Annotated in this window: 15 protein-coding genes; 5 read left to right on the top strand and 10 right to left on the bottom strand. The window is 66.4% G+C overall.

What is annotated here, in order from left to right; translation table 11 throughout:
• Positions 1-8: 8 nt before the first annotated feature.
• A complete protein-coding gene (locus U9J33_RS04120) occupies positions 9-2,180 on the top strand; it encodes a GumC family protein (RefSeq protein WP_185998061.1) in 2,172 nt (723 codons plus the stop codon).
• Positions 2,181-2,211: 31 nt separating this feature from the next.
• Here the strand turns inward: U9J33_RS04120 and U9J33_RS04115 are convergent, their stop codons facing one another.
• The 4 genes from U9J33_RS04115 to U9J33_RS04100 all read right to left on the bottom strand — a co-directional run bounded on the left by U9J33_RS04115 (position 2,212) and on the right by U9J33_RS04100 (position 5,590).
• The gene (locus U9J33_RS04115; RefSeq protein WP_324698063.1) at positions 2,212-2,898 is read right to left on the bottom strand and encodes a hypothetical protein; all 687 of its coding nucleotides are present in this window, start codon (positions 2,896-2,898) and stop codon (positions 2,212-2,214) included.
• A gap of 284 nt (positions 2,899-3,182) precedes the next feature.
• Positions 3,183-3,587, bottom strand: coding sequence for a hypothetical protein (locus U9J33_RS04110; protein WP_324698061.1), 405 nt, complete (start codon positions 3,585-3,587; stop codon positions 3,183-3,185).
• An 87-nt stretch (positions 3,588-3,674) separates the two neighbouring features.
• Positions 3,675-5,021 carry a TldD/PmbA family protein gene (locus U9J33_RS04105; RefSeq protein ID WP_054436620.1) on the bottom strand — a complete coding sequence of 449 codons (1,347 nt, stop codon included), beginning with the start codon at positions 5,019-5,021 and terminating at the stop codon, positions 3,675-3,677.
• Between the two features lie 131 nt (positions 5,022-5,152).
• Entirely contained in the window at positions 5,153-5,590 is a 438-nt protein-coding gene (locus U9J33_RS04100) for a hypothetical protein (RefSeq protein ID WP_324698059.1), read from the bottom strand.
• Between the two features lie 227 nt (positions 5,591-5,817).
• Here U9J33_RS04100 and lptB point away from each other — a divergent pair, with 227 nt between their 5' ends.
• The 4 genes from lptB to U9J33_RS04080 all read left to right on the top strand — a co-directional run bounded on the left by lptB (position 5,818) and on the right by U9J33_RS04080 (position 10,657).
• Positions 5,818-6,603, top strand: a complete 786-nt coding sequence (gene lptB, locus U9J33_RS04095; RefSeq protein ID WP_054436622.1) for an LPS export ABC transporter ATP-binding protein — start codon at positions 5,818-5,820, stop codon at positions 6,601-6,603.
• A gap of 55 nt (positions 6,604-6,658) precedes the next feature.
• Complete coding sequence (rpoN, locus tag U9J33_RS04090; RefSeq protein ID WP_132469420.1) at positions 6,659-8,140, top strand: RNA polymerase factor sigma-54; 1,482 nt, start codon at positions 6,659-6,661, stop codon at positions 8,138-8,140.
• A gap of 159 nt (positions 8,141-8,299) precedes the next feature.
• Positions 8,300-8,983 carry a TonB family protein gene (locus U9J33_RS04085; RefSeq protein ID WP_324698057.1) on the top strand — a complete coding sequence of 228 codons (684 nt, stop codon included), beginning with the start codon at positions 8,300-8,302 and terminating at the stop codon, positions 8,981-8,983.
• Between the two features lie 309 nt (positions 8,984-9,292).
• Positions 9,293-10,657 carry a glycosyltransferase gene (locus U9J33_RS04080; protein ID WP_324698055.1) on the top strand — a complete coding sequence of 455 codons (1,365 nt, stop codon included), beginning with the start codon at positions 9,293-9,295 and terminating at the stop codon, positions 10,655-10,657.
• A 15-nt stretch (positions 10,658-10,672) separates the two neighbouring features.
• Here U9J33_RS04080 and U9J33_RS04075 read toward each other — a convergent pair whose 3' ends face one another.
• The 6 genes from U9J33_RS04075 to U9J33_RS04050 form a co-directional block, all read right to left on the bottom strand.
• Positions 10,673-11,419: a sigma-70 family RNA polymerase sigma factor gene (locus U9J33_RS04075; RefSeq protein ID WP_324698053.1), complete on the bottom strand. Its 747-nt coding sequence runs from the start codon at positions 11,417-11,419 to the stop codon at positions 10,673-10,675.
• On the bottom strand, positions 11,416-13,497 hold the full coding sequence (locus U9J33_RS04070; RefSeq protein WP_185998864.1) for a flagellar biosynthesis protein FlhA: 2,082 nt from the start codon (positions 13,495-13,497) through the stop codon (positions 11,416-11,418). Before U9J33_RS04070 ends, U9J33_RS04075 begins: the two co-directional genes overlap by 4 nt.
• 35 nt (positions 13,498-13,532) lie before the next feature.
• Positions 13,533-14,432: a lytic transglycosylase domain-containing protein gene (locus tag U9J33_RS04065; protein WP_292636610.1), complete on the bottom strand. Its 900-nt coding sequence runs from the start codon at positions 14,430-14,432 to the stop codon at positions 13,533-13,535.
• A 97-nt stretch (positions 14,433-14,529) separates the two neighbouring features.
• On the bottom strand, positions 14,530-14,904 hold the full coding sequence (locus U9J33_RS04060) for a flagellar protein FlgN (RefSeq protein WP_324698050.1): 375 nt from the start codon (positions 14,902-14,904) through the stop codon (positions 14,530-14,532).
• Positions 14,901-15,188, bottom strand: a complete 288-nt coding sequence (gene flgM, locus U9J33_RS04055) for a flagellar biosynthesis anti-sigma factor FlgM (protein ID WP_054436630.1) — start codon at positions 15,186-15,188, stop codon at positions 14,901-14,903. The genes U9J33_RS04060 and flgM overlap by 4 nt, the downstream gene beginning before the upstream one ends.
• A gap of 110 nt (positions 15,189-15,298) precedes the next feature.
• Complete coding sequence (locus U9J33_RS04050; RefSeq protein WP_324698048.1) at positions 15,299-15,793, bottom strand: flagella basal body P-ring formation protein FlgA; 495 nt, start codon at positions 15,791-15,793, stop codon at positions 15,299-15,301.
• Positions 15,794-15,795: the final 2 nt, after the last annotated feature.

Here is a 15,795-nt window from a genome sequence, read left to right as displayed (position 1 = left end):
AGAGCGACTTGTCCGCAGCTTTCGAAAAGCTCCCCGTTTCCAACCTGCGCGGCGTGGACGCAGCCCCTTCGACCACGTCCGGTCCCGATGGTTCCAAACTCATCGACCTGTCCTGGCTGGCGATGCTCGCCTGGCGGCACAAATGGGCCATGCTGGCGGTCATCGGCTGCGCCCTTGCCGCGACATTGGCGGCCTACATGCTCGCAGTGAAACAGTACGACGCGAACGTCGTGCTCGCGCTCGACCGGAACGACCAGCAACTGGTGCGGACGGCGCAGACCGACAAGGACACCGCTGTCGATTCGCCGACCGTGGATACCGAAGTGCAGGTGCTCCTCTCCCCTGAAGTGGCGACCGCCGCGGTGCGCAATGCCCGGCTGAACACGAACCCCGCCTTCATCGCCGCCGGCGCGCCGGACATCGCAGGTCCGCTTTCGATCCCGGCAGCGACGGCGATCGTCAGGTCCAACCTGACGGTGGGCCGACAGGGCCTCTCCTATGCGATCAACCTGGGCTACAAGTCCCGCGATCCGGCGGTTGCCGCTTCCGTGGCCAATGCCGTGGCCGACGCCTATGTCAGCGGCAACGTCCAGAGCGAGCAGTCCGCCCGCAGCCAGGACATCAACATGCTGCGGACCCGCCTCGACCAGCTTCGCGGCGACGTCATCAAGGCCGAGGCCGCCGTAGCCGCCTACCGCGCCAAGTCCGACCTCGTGAGCGTGAGCAACGACAGCACGATCGCGCAGCAGGAACTTTCAACGCTGAACACCGAACTGGCCTCCGCCAAGGCGGAACTTGCCGCCTCGCAGGGACGCGCAAGCGCCAACGCCGGGGAGAACGGCACCGCCGTCAACAGCAGCCCGGTGATCCGCGACCTGCGAACCGACGTGTCCCGCCTCGAAGTCAAGCTGGCGGAACAATCGTCCGTCTACGGCCCCAACCACCCGGACCGCGTCAAGACCCAGGCCCAGTTGACGACGGCCCGGCAGGCGCTGAGCCGCGAAGTCTCGCGCGCCAGTTCCGGCGTCAGGTCGGACATCAGCGTCGACAGCCAGCGCGTCGGCGCGATCCAGTCGGCGATCGGCAGCGCCAAGGGCAGGCTGCTGGCGGGCAACAACGCTTCGGTGCGCCTGAACGAACTGGAGCGCGTCGCGGAAAGTTCGCGCCAGCTCTACCAGACCTTCCTCGATCGCTACCGGGTGGAACTGGCGACGCGCGGCACGGAAAAGAGCAAGGCCCAGGTCATCGCCCGGGCTCAGGTGCCGGTGCGGCCCTCTTCGCCCGACCTGCTGGTCTACATGCTGGGGGGCCTGATCGCGGGGATCATCGCGGCGGTGCTCCTGGCCATGGCGCTGGAATGGCGCGAGCGCGGCCTGCGCACCCGCGCCGAAACCGAGGAGTTCACCGGCTACGAAGTGGTCAGCAGCCTGCCGGATATCGGGACGATGGACGAACCCGACTTCCGCAGGAATGATGCCCTGGGCGTTCCCGATTTCGTGGTCGAACACCGGGAATCCCCGTTCTCCGAATCCGTCCGGGCCATCTGGACGGCGCTGAAGATCGGACACAAGGGACAACTCGCCCGTTCCGTGGGCGTCACTTCCTCGATACCGGGAGAAGGCAAGACCAGCACGGCCATCGCCCTCGCCCGGTCCACCGCGCTCGCGGGAAGGCGGACCCTCTTGGTAGACTGCGACATGCGCCGCATGGGCACCACGCTTGCGCTGGGTCTCCGCAACCGCCCGGGCCTTGTCGAAGTCCTCAACGGTCAGGCCCGCATCGAGGATGTGATCGTGCTCGATGAGGCATCCGGCGCCCATGTCCTGCCGCTCAACACCGAACTCACCGCCCAGTCGGACATCATGCATTCCCAGGCCACGGCCGCCATGTTCGACCGCTTCAGGCAGGAATACGACTTCGTCGTGCTCGACATCGCACCGGCCATCCCCGTCGCCGAAGCCCGCGCCATCGCCACGATGGCGGATCTCACGCTCATGGTCGTGCGGTGGCGGACCACACAGCGCAAGGTCGTGAAGACGGCGATCCGCGAACTCGATCGCGCCGGTGCGCGGATCTTCGGCATCATTCTCACGCAAGTGGACACCCGCTCCTCGGCAGTGCTGAGCGAGGAAATGGCCTATTACCAGTACTACTATTCGCGTGAGAGCCGGTCGAACTGAGATCGCTGCAACAGGCCCGGCCAGTGTCCGCTCAGGCGGAAGGCGAACCCGCTGCCGCGTAGCCGAAGAACGCCAGCAGGTCCGGCTTGGCCGCGACAGTCTCGTGCACGATCCTGCGCTCTACCGTGGTCAGCAGCTTGACCTGTGCGCGCTGCGAAGACGATCCATGTCCCTTGGAACGATCGCCCGAGGCCTCCCCCGGCTCATCGGAAACCGGCGCTGCGTTCTCGATTCCAAATGCGGAAGCCAGCGAGGCGGGGTCGCTGCGAAACGCCTCGTATGTCACGAGCGGATAGCCCCCGCGCTCCACGGCATCGCGCAGGAGCCCGCTCTGCCAGACCCACAGCCTGGCAAGATGGCCCACCACATCCCGGCGATCCACACCGTCATAGACCGAAGGCAGCGGACGCCGCAGCCGGGCATCGATGTTCGCAATGGGCTCGCGATTGGTCACCACTACGCGCGCCGCCGAAAAATGCCGCAGCAATTCGTCGTGGCGCACGAGGTTCGGCGGGCTCTTTTCCAGAAAGTAGGCCACCGGGCGGGACTGCTCTATTTCCGCGACCCGCGCAGCCCAGGCCCCTATCACCGCCTCGAAATCGACGAACTTTTCCGGAAACCAGCGATCGACATCCATCAGCCCCCTGACGAGCCGCTGTCCTTCGTAGCTGGAATGAAGCCCGGCAAGGCTGACATGGTCCGCAAGATAGCTTGCCATCGTGGTGGAACCGGCGCCGGGCGGCGCGAGAAGGAACAGGAAAGGGCGGTGGATCCGGTCCTGTCGGCGCGCAGGCCAGTACGATTCAGGCGAGCGCCGCTCCCTTCGCATCCGCTTCAAGGCGCGAGAAATCGCTGGGCCCATCAAGGCGTTCCGCCCCAAACCTCGTGCAACAACATCGGCATAGGGTAACCCGCATGGCCGCCGCCGTGCCGGCTATTGCGAGCCGGAGGCTACCTCTTTTTCGCAAGGGCCGCGCGTTTCATCGCACAGAAGGCTCGCGCTCAGCCCTTCCCGACCGACAGGATGCGGAAGATCGTTTCCGTCACGGGCTCGGCATTCAGCCAGATCGCTTTACCGCCCGGCCCTTCGACGCTTGCGGCCAGTTCCCCGGCAGCAGCCCGGTCCAGGACGAGGTCGATTTCGATCCGGTCCTCGTAAAGCCGCCCATTGCCGATCACTGCGCCGTCCTGGCCAAAGGCGGTGCCCGCGCGGTTGACGAAGATCGCCACTTCAGCCCCAAGCGTGTCCCAGGACAGGAACGGCAGATCGCCGGCAACGGTCCCGGACATCTCGAACCGGCGAACGCCGTCATCGCTCGCGGCCGGGCGCAGTTCGTCCACCGCAACGGTCAGGCCGATACCGTCCTGCCGGCTTCCCGGCGCCCTGTCGCCACCCCAAGGGATCATCAAATCAAATCCAGATAGATTGTCGAAAACCGGATAGCAGCACCCGATGAATTGAAAAGTCGTGAAAGCCGCGCGCGCTGCCGGCGATCAATCGCCCGCGATCGTCAACCCATCGACCCTAAGCGTCGGCACGTTGATGGCGCGGTGCCATTCCAGATCGTTCGCCGCCCGCAGCGCCGCGAACATGGAAAGCAGGTTGCCGGCAACGGTGAACTCGGCAACCGGGCCTGCGATCTCGCCGTTGACGATACGGAAACCGGAAGCGCCCCGGCTGTAATCGCCAGTGACGGCATTGACGCCGTGGCCGATCAGTTCGGTTACATACACGCCGTCCCGGATGTCGGCCATGAGTTCAGCGGGCGTCTGCTCTCCGGGTTCGAGGTGCAGGTTGCCCACGGATACGCCGGGCGCTCCGCCGCCGCCGCGTGCCGCATGTCCGGTCGGCGCTAGGCCGAGCTGGCGCGCCGAAGCGCTGTCCAGCAGCCACCCGGTGATCCTGCCGTCCTCTACCAGATGGCCCGCCCGCGTCGGCAGCCCCTCTCCATCAAACGGACGCGAACGCAGTCCGCGCAGCGTATGCGGGTCTTCGACGATGGAAATGCCGGGCGCGAAGAGCTGCTCTCCCAACCGGTCGAGCAGGAAGCTCGAACGCCGGGCGATCGCGCTTCCGGACATGGCGCCGATCAGGTGCCCCACCAGCGAACCGCCGACGCGCGGATCGAATACGACCGGCATCGGCCCACTGGAAAGCTTGCCCGGATCGAGACGTGCCACGGTCCGCTCGCCCGCGCGGGTGCCGATCTCGGCCGGCGGTGGCAGGTCGCTGCGGTGATGGGCCGAGCGCCAGGCGTGATCGCGCTGCTTGCCCGCACCTTCCCCGCCGACCACGGAGACACTGATCGAATGGCTGGTCGATCCATAGGCGCCCGCGAAGCCATGGCTGGTGGCAAGCGCGAACACGCCCGTGCCGGAACTGGCGGTGGCGCCATCCGAATTGGTGATCCCGGCAACGGCCCGTGCGGCGTCCTCGGCTTCCAGCGCCATGGCGCGCAGTTCCTGCGGGCTGGGCTCAGCCTGATCGACGAGATCGAGTTCGGGCCAGGGTGAACGGGTCAGCAATTCCTCGGGTGCGAGCCCGGAATAGGCATCTTCCGGCGCAGCGCCGGCCATCGCCAGCGCCCTTTGCGCCAGTTCGTCGAGCGCCTGCGAAGACAGGTCCGAGGAACCGATGCTCGCCGAACGACGCCCGACGAAGACGCGCAGCGCGATATGCTCGCTTTCGGACCGTTCCACATCCTCGAGATTGCCGAGGCGGACCTGGATCCCTTCCGAGGAGCTCGCACCGAACACCGCATCGGCGGCGTCGGCACCTGCCTTGCGGGCACGGGCGACGAGATCCTGAGCGCGGTCGAGCGCTTCCTGGGGGCTGAGCATCTTCGGGTCTCCACTGGCCGCGTTACCGACGCGGGAGCGCAGCCCTAATCGCCGCGAGCGCCAAGCGCAAATGCGCTATCGTTCCCCAAGCCCGTTCAAGGGGCGGGGCCCACGCGAACCGGCGCGCGCTTTCAGTGCTTCAGCAGCAGCGCAAGGCCCTTGAAAAGCCCCGTCAGCGCGAACGGCAGGCCGATCGCCAGCAGCCACAGCATGATGCGGTCCCTACGATAATAAGGAGCGAGCGCCGGGTCATGGGCCTGTTCGTCGTCAAGCCGGTTCCAGCGCGCCTCGAAACGGCGGCAGGCGGGGATGATCGCCACCACCAGGATCACCAGTGCAAGATAGGGCAGGAGCGATTCGCCCCCGGTCTTGAGCGCGCCGACCGTCACGAAGATCTGCAGGGCGGTATAGACGAGCAGGGCATAGGCGATGTTGTCGCTCATCTTGCGGCGCCAGTCGGCCTTCGCCCAATCCTTCATCGAACGGCCTTCCGGGGGCACCGGCTTGTCCGGCAGCGCTGCCGAGATCATGCCCTTCGTATCGACGCCTTGCTTGCCGATCCTGTCCATGGTGCCTTCCTGTCTTAGCAACCCGGTCTTTTGTTGCGACCTCGTGTCTCTTTGTGCGTCCACTAGACCACGCAGCGGCCCGGATTTCAAGCACACCCCCGAAATGCGCAATATTAGTGCACTGTTCCCGGACTGCGCCGAACCATGCAGGAAACCTGCCAATCGACACCATATCCGGGAATTGCCGACTTGCCGACAGCCGGGAGCGTGCGTAAACCGCTCTGAACATGACCGGAACCACCGAACTTCCGCAGGACCAAGCGGCCCACCACATCCCGACCGTCGCAGAAGCCGGCGGGCTCGAAGTCATTTCGATCGCCAAGAGCTACGACAAGCGCGCGGTGCTGACCGATATCTCGCTGTCGGTCGCCAAGGGCGAAGTGCTGGGGCTGCTGGGGCCGAACGGCGCGGGCAAGACCACCTGCTTCTATTCGATCATGGGCCTCGTTCGTCCCGACTCGGGCCGCATCCTGATGGACGGCGTCGACGTGACCCGGCTGCCGATGTATCGCCGCGCGGTTCTCGGTCTCGGCTACCTGCCGCAGGAAACCTCGATCTTCCGCGGGCTGACTGTCGAACAGAACATCGGCGCCGTGCTCGAACTGAACGAGCCCGACAAGCACGTCCGCGCCAGCGAACTGGAACGCCTGCTTGACGAATTCGGCCTTACCCGCCTGCGTTCAAGCCCCGCGATGGCGCTTTCGGGCGGTGAACGCCGCCGCTGCGAAATCGCCCGCGCGCTGGCGGCCAAGCCTTCGATCATGCTCCTGGACGAGCCTTTCGCCGGCATCGACCCGCTTTCGATCTCCGACATTCGCGAACTCGTGCGCGATCTCAAGAACCGTGGCATCGGCGTGCTGATCACGGACCATAACGTGCGGGAAACGCTCGATATCGTCGATCGCGCCTGCATCATCTACGGCGGTCAGGTGCTCTTCGCAGGCAGCCCCGAGGCGCTCGTCGCCGACGAGAACGTGCGCCGCCTCTACCTCGGCGAGGGCTTCACGCTATGAGCGGTTTTCCCCAGTGAGGCCCTCCGCGAGGCCGGCCGCGCCGGAAGCCTGAGCCATGGCGCTGGGGCCCAGGCTAGACCTGCGGCAAAGCCAGTCGCTGGTGATGACCCCGCAACTCCAGCAGGCGATCAAGCTGCTGGCGCTGTCCAACCTCGAGATCGAGGCTTTCATCGGCGAATCGCTGGAGGCCAACCCCCTTCTGGACGTGGGCGGCGAACCGCCCTCCCCCGTTGCCGAAACGGTCGAGCTTCCAGAGGACGCGCGCCGCACGACACTAGAGGATTCGCCGGTAGACCGGCTGATCGGCGAAGGCCGGGGCGATGACGACCGTCCGCTAGACATAGACACTGCCGCGCTTGACCGCGACCGTGACACCGGAGACTGGTCCAACGAACTGCGGCTCGGCGGCGGGGCGGAGCTTCCCGGCATCGATGAACGCGGCAGCGGCGCGCTTTCGCTTATCGAGCATCTCGAAGCCCAGGTCGGATCGGCCACCGACGACCGCCACGTCGCCGGGATCGCGCGCTACCTGATCGGCCTGCTCGACGAGGCCGGCTATCTTCCCGTCACCCTTGCCGAAGTCACGGGCGATCTCGGCATCTCCTTCGCCGAGGCCGAAGCGGCGCTCGGGGTCGTGCAGTCGCTCGATCCCACCGGGGTCGGCGCGCGAACGCTTTCGGAATGCATCGCACTCCAGGCCAGGGAGGCGGATCGCCACGATCCGATGATGGCCCGCCTCATCGACAATCTCGATCTGCTGGCCCGCGGCGAGCTTGCCCGGCTCAAGCGGATGTGCGGCGTGGACGACGAGGATTTCGCCGACATGCTGTCGGAACTGCGCGGCTACGATCCCAAGCCGGGCCTGCGGTTCGGGGGGGAGCCGAGCGCGGCGGTCACGCCGGACATCCTCGTCACGCCCCGCGCCGACGGCGGCTGGGACGTGGCGGTCAACCAGGACAGCCTGCCCCGCCTGATCGTCAACCGAAGCTACTATGTCGAACTCAGGAGCGACTGCTCCGACCGGAATTCGCGGGCGTGGCTCTCGGAAAAGCTTGCCGATGCCAACTGGCTCATCAAGGCGCTGGACCAGCGGCAAAAGACGATCCTCAAGGTCGCCAGCGAACTGGTGAAGCAGCAGGCCGGTTTCTTCCGGCACGGCATCTCGCAGCTCAAGCCGCTGACGCTGCGCACCGTGGCCGAGGCCATCGGCATGCACGAATCGACCGTGAGCCGCGTTACCTCCAACAAGTATCTGAACTGCCCGCGCGGCACTTACGAGATGAAGTTCTTCTTCACCTCCGGCGTCGCAGCGGCAAGCGGCGAAGGCGCCTCGGCGGAAGCGGTGAAGGCGGCGATCCGGCAATTGATCGATGCGGAAGACCCCAAGGCCATCCTTTCGGACGACACCCTGGTGGACCTCCTCAAGGGCAAAGGCTTCGAACTGGCGCGCCGCACCGTGGCCAAGTACCGCGAAGCCATCGGCCTTGGCAGTTCGGTCCAGCGCCGACGGCAGAAGGCTATTGCTGCAGTGCGATAGAAAGTAAGCACGGCGATAATCAGCAATGCAACATTAAATGCTTGTTCTGCTTAGTATAATTCTATTTGAATTACACCGATTCGTGATAGTTTCTTTTCCATGAAGTGCGCCGGGCTTGCGACCAGTCGCAAGGATACGGGCACCATGGAGAGGATGCCGATGTCCTACACTGATCGGAATTCCAACGGTAACCAGAAAGCCCTCACCGGGGGTATCGTCGCACTTATCCAGGGCGGCCTCGTGCTTGCGCTGGTCAATGGCTTTGCCGTGACCATGTTCAAGAGCGATCCACCCAAGCGGCCGGAAGCCACGCAGATCAAGCTCGAACCGCTTCCCGTTCCCCCGCCTCCCGAACCGAAGACCGTTCCCGATCAGCAAGTCGATCAGCCGATGCTGACGGCGCCGATACCCCGCCTTCCTCTGCCTACGAACGAGCCCCTTCCAGTCGCAACCACGTTACCCACTGCCGTGCCGACCAGCTTCGATTCCAGAGAGAAAATCGCGGTCGCACTACCCACGCCCACCGAAACCCCGGCGCTTTTCCAGCCTCGGGGGGCACTTCCCAGGAACGATGCCTCGGGCTGGGTCACCACACAGGACTACCCCACGGCCGAACTGCGCGCCGAACATCAGGGCAGCGTGCGCTTCCGGCTGGACGTCGATGCGCGCGGGCGGGTCAGCCAATGCGCCGTCGTCACGTCAAGCGGCTATGCCGGGCTCGACGAGGCCACCTGCAAGTTCGTGAGCAGGCGCGCCCGGTTCGACCCTGCGACCAATGCCGACGGTCAGTCGGTCGCCGGCAGCTACCTGGGGACGATCCGCTGGATCATCCCGCGGGACTGACCTCAAACCCCCAGAGGTCACCCGCCCGGAGCGGCGCATTGTTCCGCAATTCATGTGCCGCTCCGGCTCAAAGTTCCACCTGCCCCGATCGCGGAGGCCATGCGGCCGGCGATACGGCCAGTGCACGCGATGGGGGCAAGTCGGTGGGGGATGGGCCCGCCCGCACCCCCGGGCGGGCCCAGACACCGCTCGCGCCCGCCGGAAACTGTGGCAGCTAAGGGCAATCCCCTGGCCCCGCTTCGGACTTGATACACCCTGACGGTTTAGCTCCTGGCAAGGAAAAGTCCTTCCAGCGCCGGGAACCGTGCCATGATTCCAAAGTGCTTCCACTTCATCTGGGTCGGTGACGAGAGCCGCCGGCCGGACAACTGCATCGCCACATGGCGCCAGGCCCATCCGGACTGGGAGTTTCGCCTCTGGGGCAATGCCGAACTGGACGGCCGCGACTGGATCAATGCCCGGCACATCGCGCAGATGCGCCCGCGCGAACTAAACGGCGTTGCCGACATGATGCGCTGGGAAATCCTCCTCGAACATGGCGGTGTCGTCTTCGATGCGGACAGCATCTGCACCCGCCCCCTGGGCGACGAACTGCTCGCCTGCGAAGCCTTCGCCTGCTGGGAAAGCGAGATCGCGCGCCCCGGCCTCATCGCCGCCGGATACTTCGGCTGCACGCCGGGCAATCACTTCGTCAGGCAGATCGTGGAGGACATCGCCGCCAGCCCCTCCGTCATCGGCGACATGGCGTGGAAGACCGTGGGGCCGCAGCGCCTGACCGACTGCTATCGCAAGTTCGCCTATACGCCGCTGCGCATCTATCCAAGCCACTACTTCATACCGCGCCACTTCACCGGATTGACTTATGGCGGCAGCGATCCGGTCTATGCCCACCAGCTCTGGGGTTCGACGCTGCGCAGCTACGAGGACATGCACAAGGCCGATGTGGCGGCACTTGCCCAGGCCTCCTCCAGATCCTCGTCCCCTCATGCCCCCGCCCCGGCCACATCTCCCGATCCGCAGAAAGTGGAGGCTACCGCGCCTTCGGAGAAAGCCTCGCCGCTCGAACGGATTCATGCGCCCTATTTCCTCCAGCGCGTGCCGGTCGGCGCGGAACTGGCCTCGCTCGGCCGGATGGATGTCTTCGCCAGCCTGCTCGCCGGTCAGCGCGTGCTTCATGTCGGCTGCGCGGACTGGCCGATCACCGATCCGCAGACCTCGCTTCACGTCCGGCTGGAAGCGCACTGCGCGCAGCTTGACGGGATCGACCCTCACGGAGAGGCTCTCGAACAGCTTCGCCCTTTCGTGAAAGGCGCGCTGTTCACGGATTTCTCGCAAGTGACGGGCAGCTACGACGTCGTGCTGGTTCCCGAAGTGATGGAGCATGTCCCCGATGTCGCCGGGTTCCTGGCGCAGATCCAGTCGGTCGACGCCGGGCTGTTCCTGATCTCCGTTCCCGACGCCTTCCAGTGCCGCGCCCGCCATTTCGACTATGTGGCGGAAACTGAAACCTTCCTCGAAGGCGTCCACCCCGACCACAACGTCTGGTATACGCCCTATACTTTCGCCAACACCTTGCGGAAATACAGCGATCTGGAATTGCAGCGCATGTGGTTCTTCAACCGCATCTCGCTGCTGGCGCTGCTCAGCAAGCCCGCGCTGGCCCGGGCCGCCTGATGCGCGGCACCCCAGTCAAAGGATATCCGCCACGCCTTCAAGGCTGCCGCGCAGTTTCGCGAGCGCCTGCGCCTTGAGCTGGTGGACACGCGGGATCGAGACCTGCAATACCTGCGCGATCTCGGCAAGGTTCAGCTCCTCCACGAAGTAGAGCTGTACCACCAGCTGCAGCCGATCGGGAAGATCGGCGATCGCCTCCACCACGGCCCCGCGCAGTTCCTCGTCCGCCAGCAGCGCAAGACTGTCCGGGCGTTCGTCGGCAAAGGCCATGTTCTGGTCTGTATAGACCTCGTCGATGGACTCGAAGTGCAGCGGCTGGCTGGACCCGCGCAGCGCGGCAAGTTCCGCCTCCTCGATGCCCATCGCCCCGGCCAGCTCGTGCGGCAGCGGATCGCGGCCGAGAATGCCGCGCAGTTCGGTCTCCTTTCCCGCAAGCTGGCGCCGCCGCTCGCTCGCCCCGCGCGACATCGGCACGGTCCGGCGGATGAGATCGACCATGGCCCCGCGCACGCGCATCTTGGCATAGGCGGCAAACCCGTCCTCCGTTGGGCCCTGATGCTTCTGCGCGCATTCGGTGAGCGCCACGAGCCCGGCCTGGATCAGGTCCTCCAGCTCGATTCCCGGCCTCCCGCTGCCGTGGATATGCCAGGCGAGGCGCCGGACCATCGGCAGGAAGCGGCGGACACGGTCTGCCACGTCGCCCTGATAGGCCCCCGCGACGCGGCTTGCATAGGCGCTGAAGCCCCTCTGGTCCTGTTTCATGCGGCCATGCTTTCGGCTTGTTCGGGATGGGGAAGGCCGGGCGCCATGCGCTCCGGCTGCGCCGCGCCGACGACATCGACGACTTCGATCGGCTGGGTCGGCGGCAGTTCGGCGATGGAAAGCACCAGGCATGCCGGCGCGCGCAGGCGCAGCAGCGCGGATAGCGCCCGGCGCGCACGCGGCTGGACGACCAGTGCCAGCGGCACTTCGCCGGGCCCCCGCTCGGCGCTCAGCGCGGCGACACGCTCGCCGATCATGCGGGCGAGGTCCGGCTCGATCACCGGCTGTCCGGTTACCGGATCGACCATGCCCTGCACGATCGCCGCTTCGAGCCCGGCATCGAGCGTGATGACCGGCAGGCGCTCATGCGGCGGGCAGATCCGGCCGACGATCAGCGCCCCGAGATCGGCCCGCATCAGTTCGACCAGCCGCTCGTGATCGACGGTCTGCTGCACCGCCCGGCTCAGGCTGGCAAGGATCGGCAGCGGATGCGCGATCGGGATACCGTCCTCCAGCAAGGCGCGCAGCAGGCGGGTCATCGCGGCGAGGGACAACGGCTGCGGATGGATCGTCTCCACCAGACCGGCCGAATGCTCCTTGATCCCCTCGAGAAGTGCTCTCACCTCGTCCGGACCAAGCAGGTCGTGCGACCGTTCGGAAAGGAGCTGGTTGAGGTGGGTGGCGATCACGGTGCCCGCATCCACGGTGAGGAAGCCCTCGGCCGTGGCATGATCGCGCGCGGCGGGATCGATCCACAGCGCCGGGCAGCCGAAACTCGGATCGCGGGTGGCCTCGCCGCGAAGGCCGTGACTGGCCCGGGCCTCTCCCGCGTCGATGGCGAGTATGCGGTCTGCACGTATCGTTGCGCTGCCCAGCGTCACGCCGCCAAGCACGATGCGATAGTCATGGGGCGGCATGTCGAGCGCATCGCGGACGCGGAACTGCGGGACGATGAAGCCGAACGACTGGCTGAGCTGCTTGCGCACCCCGGTCACCCGGCTGACCAGCGGCGAACCGCGACGCTCGTCGACGAGCTGGACCAGCCCGTATCCCAGTTCGATGGTGACGAGCGTGTGGTCGGAAACATCCTCCAGCACGATCCGCGAGGGATCGGCCACGGGCGGCGCCTCAAGCACCGGCAAGGGCACCGCCTGATGCCTGCGCAGCACGTGCCAGAGCCAGAAGGCAAGCGCCGCCGCGGGCAGGAACACCATCTGCGGCATGGCCGGGATCAGGCCGATGGCGGTCAGCACCACGCCGACCGGCAGCCAGGTGCGCGGATCGGCGAACTGGCCGCCGATCTGCCCGGCAAGATCCCGGCTGTCGGAAACGCGCGTGACGATCACGGCCGCCGCGATCGACAGCAGCAGCGAGGGCACTTGCGCCACAAGGGCATCGCCGATGGCGAGGGTGATGTAGGTCTGCGCCGCCTCGGTGGCGGAAAGCCCGTGGCTTATCATGCCCAGGCAAAAGCCCGCGACGATGTTGACGCCCAGGATCAGCAGCGCGGCAATGGCGTCGCCTTTCACGAACTTGCTGGAACCGTCCATCGAGCCGTAGAAATCCGCCTCGGTCGCCACTTCGCGGCGGCGGGCCTTGGCTTCGTCGGCGGTCATCAGTCCCGCGGCGAGATCGGCGTCGATCGCCATCTGTTTGCCCGGCAACGCGTCCAGCGTGAAGCGCGCGGAGACTTCCGAAACGCGGCCGGCCCCCTTGGTCACGACCACGAGGTTGATGATCATCAGGATCAGGAAGACGAAGATGCCGACGGCGAAATTGCCGCCGATCAGGAACTTGCCGAAGGATTCGATGACCACCCCCGCCGCCGCCTCACCCTCGTGCCCATGGACCAGCACGACACGGGTGGACGCCACGTTGAGCGCAAGGCGCAGCAGCGTCGCGAAAAGCAGGACAGAGGGGAAAGACGAGAAATCGAGCGGCTTTTCCGCATTCATCGCCGCCATGAGGATGGCTAGCGAAAGCGCGATGTTGAGCACGAACGACACGTCGAGCACGAAGGCCGGCACCGGCACGATCATCAGCACGATCAGCGTGAGGATGCCTGCCGGAAGTGCCATCGCCCCGATATCGCCGAAACGGCGCAGGAGCCGGTTCACAGGCCAAGCCCCGCAAGTCGGGCATAGGCATCGCGGACGTGCGCGGGCGCACTGCTGCCCGCCGCGTTGAACATGCCTCGCAGCGTTTCGGCCATCGAGGTGCGCGGCGCGGATTGCGCGCCGGCCTCCGCCGCAGCCTCGCGGAATGCGCGCGCGATCGGCCCGGACGGCGCCTGCGCCGCGCCAGAGGCATAAGTGGATGCGTAAGCGGGGGCTCCATCCCAGCCCTCTCCATCGAAGCCGCCTTCCATCGCGCCTGCCATCTTGGCACGCATGAGGTCCATCACCCCGCCGAGGCTGCGCGGCGAAGAACCGCCTGCTCCGTTCTGGAAGAAGATCGAACGATTGGCCGCGGCCGCAGCCGGCAGGATCGATGCCGCACTTTGCGAGGGGTCGGCAGCGAGCGCCGAGAGGAATTGTCCCGCGCCTGCCGAACCGAGGAAATGCGCGAGATAAAGCTCGGCGGAATCCGGCTCCCGGCCGAGCCGCGCCGTCAGGTCCGCCCGGTTGTCGTTCGCGAGTTCGGCCGCCATGAGCGCGGAGGCATCGGCATCGTAGCGCAGACCCATGATCTGCGCGCGGGTGCCGGGGTCGGAAAGCCCGCCGCCGCTGATCGCCTGCTGGACCCAGGCCATGCCGTGGTCCGCCGCGTGTCGGCCCAGCGTGTTCAGCCAGGTGCCGTTCGTGAACTGGAACAGTCCCGCCGCGCTGGAGGTATCGGCGTGCGCGCCCGGATCGAGGCTCGATTCCAGGCGGGCCTGCGCCATCAGGTACTGGAAGTCGACCCCGGTTGCCTGCGCCGCGCGCGCGATCGCGGCGCGCGCGCCATTCCCCTGCGCACGGGCACTGCCGCCCGCGCCGACAATTCCGGCACTCGTGACTTGTGCCTCGCTCAATGTGAAACTCCCGTTCCGATTGGTTCGGGAGCCCCTTCCGCAAGGCACGTGCCAGTTTCGGCAAGGCCCGTGCCGGATGGATCTTTTACCGGCGGGCTCAGGCGCGGCCGGCCACGAGCGCGTAGTTCGCACCGGCCCGGTAGAGCTGCGGCGCGCCCGTCAGCATGTTGAGGCGGGTGGCGACATTGGCGGCTATGATGTTGCGAACCTGACGATTTATCTCGTTCAGCCGCCGCGCCGCTTCCAGCAGGCTCCGGCACTCCTCGTCGATTTCCGCCGCCTCGACGGCATCAAGCGAGCCGCAAAGACGGTCCTTGTCGCGGGTGGCGCCGATGATGGCGTCAAGATCCAGCCCGGCAAGCGCTTGCCGCTCGCCTTCGAGAACGGCAAGCATCTGCCGCAGGATCTCGCGCAGTTCTGTGCCGCCCGCATCCGCTGCCGAAGCCGGGCCTCCGCCAGCCCGCCGGGTCATTCCTTATGACTCCTCAGCAAAACGCCTGCCGCGATCATGGCATCGGCGATCTGGGTGGGGATCACCGGATAAGTGCCGTTCTCCACCGCCTTGCGGATCTCCGCCACGCGGTCCGTATCGACCGGCACGCTGCCGGGATCGAGCGCCGAAGAAGCATCCACGGTGGGGCTGTCGGACCAGGCCGCGAGGCTCGTGGTCTGCTGGCTTGCCGTGCCGCTGGCACGTGCGAACCGGGCGTTGATCGCGCTCAGGGCGCTTGTTGATCCCACTTCGATGGGCGGCATGGTCTGGCTCCTGGAAAATTCGTTTCCCTCAAGGACGGCGCCCGGACGAAACTGTTAAGGGGTGGCCGCGGGATTTTCCCGCAAGCAGCGAACCCGGCGCTTTTGCGAGGTTAAGGCACCTGCAAGGAAACGAGACCCGGCCGGACGATCTGCGCGTGCATTTCCGCAGGCCGCCCTTTGCCCACCACCACCGGACGCACCCGGATCCACGCACCTATTGCGCCGCTTTCAAGCGCCTCGCCGGGCTGCGACACCGAAAAACCGTCACCCTCGACCGCGATGGACACGGCATCGCCCCGCTTCACCGCCAGTGCCGCCGGGGCGTCGGGAGCCGCCGGGCCGGCGCGGCGCACCGGAACGAAGAGGCGCCAGCCATCGGGATCGCCGCATTGCACGAGCACGCTGTCCTGCGCCGCGCTGCGCCATGACAGGGCAAGGCCGGTGCGGCAGGGCCTGAGCTTGAGGCGGCGATCCACCGGCGTGGCCGCACCGCCGACCGCACCCACCGGAAAGCCGGTGAACACGGCAACCTGGCGGTCCACCGCATCGAGATCGGCAAAGCCGCCCAAGGCCGTTCCAGCGGCAAGGAGCAGGGCGGCAATCATCT

Source organism: Novosphingobium sp. RL4 (genome assembly GCF_035658495.1).
In the GTDB taxonomy this organism is placed as follows: domain Bacteria; phylum Pseudomonadota; class Alphaproteobacteria; order Sphingomonadales; family Sphingomonadaceae; genus Novosphingobium.
This window is presented reverse-complemented; position numbering and strand designations above follow the sequence as displayed.

What these genes read in the sequence shown, in the direction of transcription:
- flgM (WP_054436630.1), bottom strand. Translation starts at nt 15,188, where the DNA reads ATGCCGCCCATCGAAGTGGGATCAACAAGCGCCCTGAGCGCGATCAAC.
- U9J33_RS04110 (WP_324698061.1), bottom strand. Translation starts at nt 3,587, where the DNA reads ATGATCCCTTGGGGTGGCGACAGGGCGCCGGGAAGCCGGCAGGACGGT.
- U9J33_RS04085 (WP_324698057.1), top strand. Translation starts at nt 8,300, where the DNA reads ATGTCCTACACTGATCGGAATTCCAACGGTAACCAGAAAGCCCTCACC.
- U9J33_RS04075 (WP_324698053.1), bottom strand. Translation starts at nt 11,419, where the DNA reads ATGAAACAGGACCAGAGGGGCTTCAGCGCCTATGCAAGCCGCGTCGCG.
- U9J33_RS04050 (WP_324698048.1), bottom strand. Translation starts at nt 15,793, where the DNA reads ATGATTGCCGCCCTGCTCCTTGCCGCTGGAACGGCCTTGGGCGGCTTT.
- rpoN (WP_132469420.1), top strand. Translation starts at nt 6,659, where the DNA reads ATGGCGCTGGGGCCCAGGCTAGACCTGCGGCAAAGCCAGTCGCTGGTG.
- U9J33_RS04070 (WP_185998864.1), bottom strand. Translation starts at nt 13,497, where the DNA reads ATGGCACTTCCGGCAGGCATCCTCACGCTGATCGTGCTGATGATCGTG.
- U9J33_RS04080 (WP_324698055.1), top strand. Translation starts at nt 9,293, where the DNA reads ATGATTCCAAAGTGCTTCCACTTCATCTGGGTCGGTGACGAGAGCCGC.
- U9J33_RS04060 (WP_324698050.1), bottom strand. Translation starts at nt 14,904, where the DNA reads ATGACCCGGCGGGCTGGCGGAGGCCCGGCTTCGGCAGCGGATGCGGGC.
- lptB (WP_054436622.1), top strand. Translation starts at nt 5,818, where the DNA reads ATGACCGGAACCACCGAACTTCCGCAGGACCAAGCGGCCCACCACATC.
- U9J33_RS04100 (WP_324698059.1), bottom strand. Translation starts at nt 5,590, where the DNA reads ATGGACAGGATCGGCAAGCAAGGCGTCGATACGAAGGGCATGATCTCG.
- U9J33_RS04115 (WP_324698063.1), bottom strand. Translation starts at nt 2,898, where the DNA reads ATGGCAAGCTATCTTGCGGACCATGTCAGCCTTGCCGGGCTTCATTCC.
- U9J33_RS04105 (WP_054436620.1), bottom strand. Translation starts at nt 5,021, where the DNA reads ATGCTCAGCCCCCAGGAAGCGCTCGACCGCGCTCAGGATCTCGTCGCC.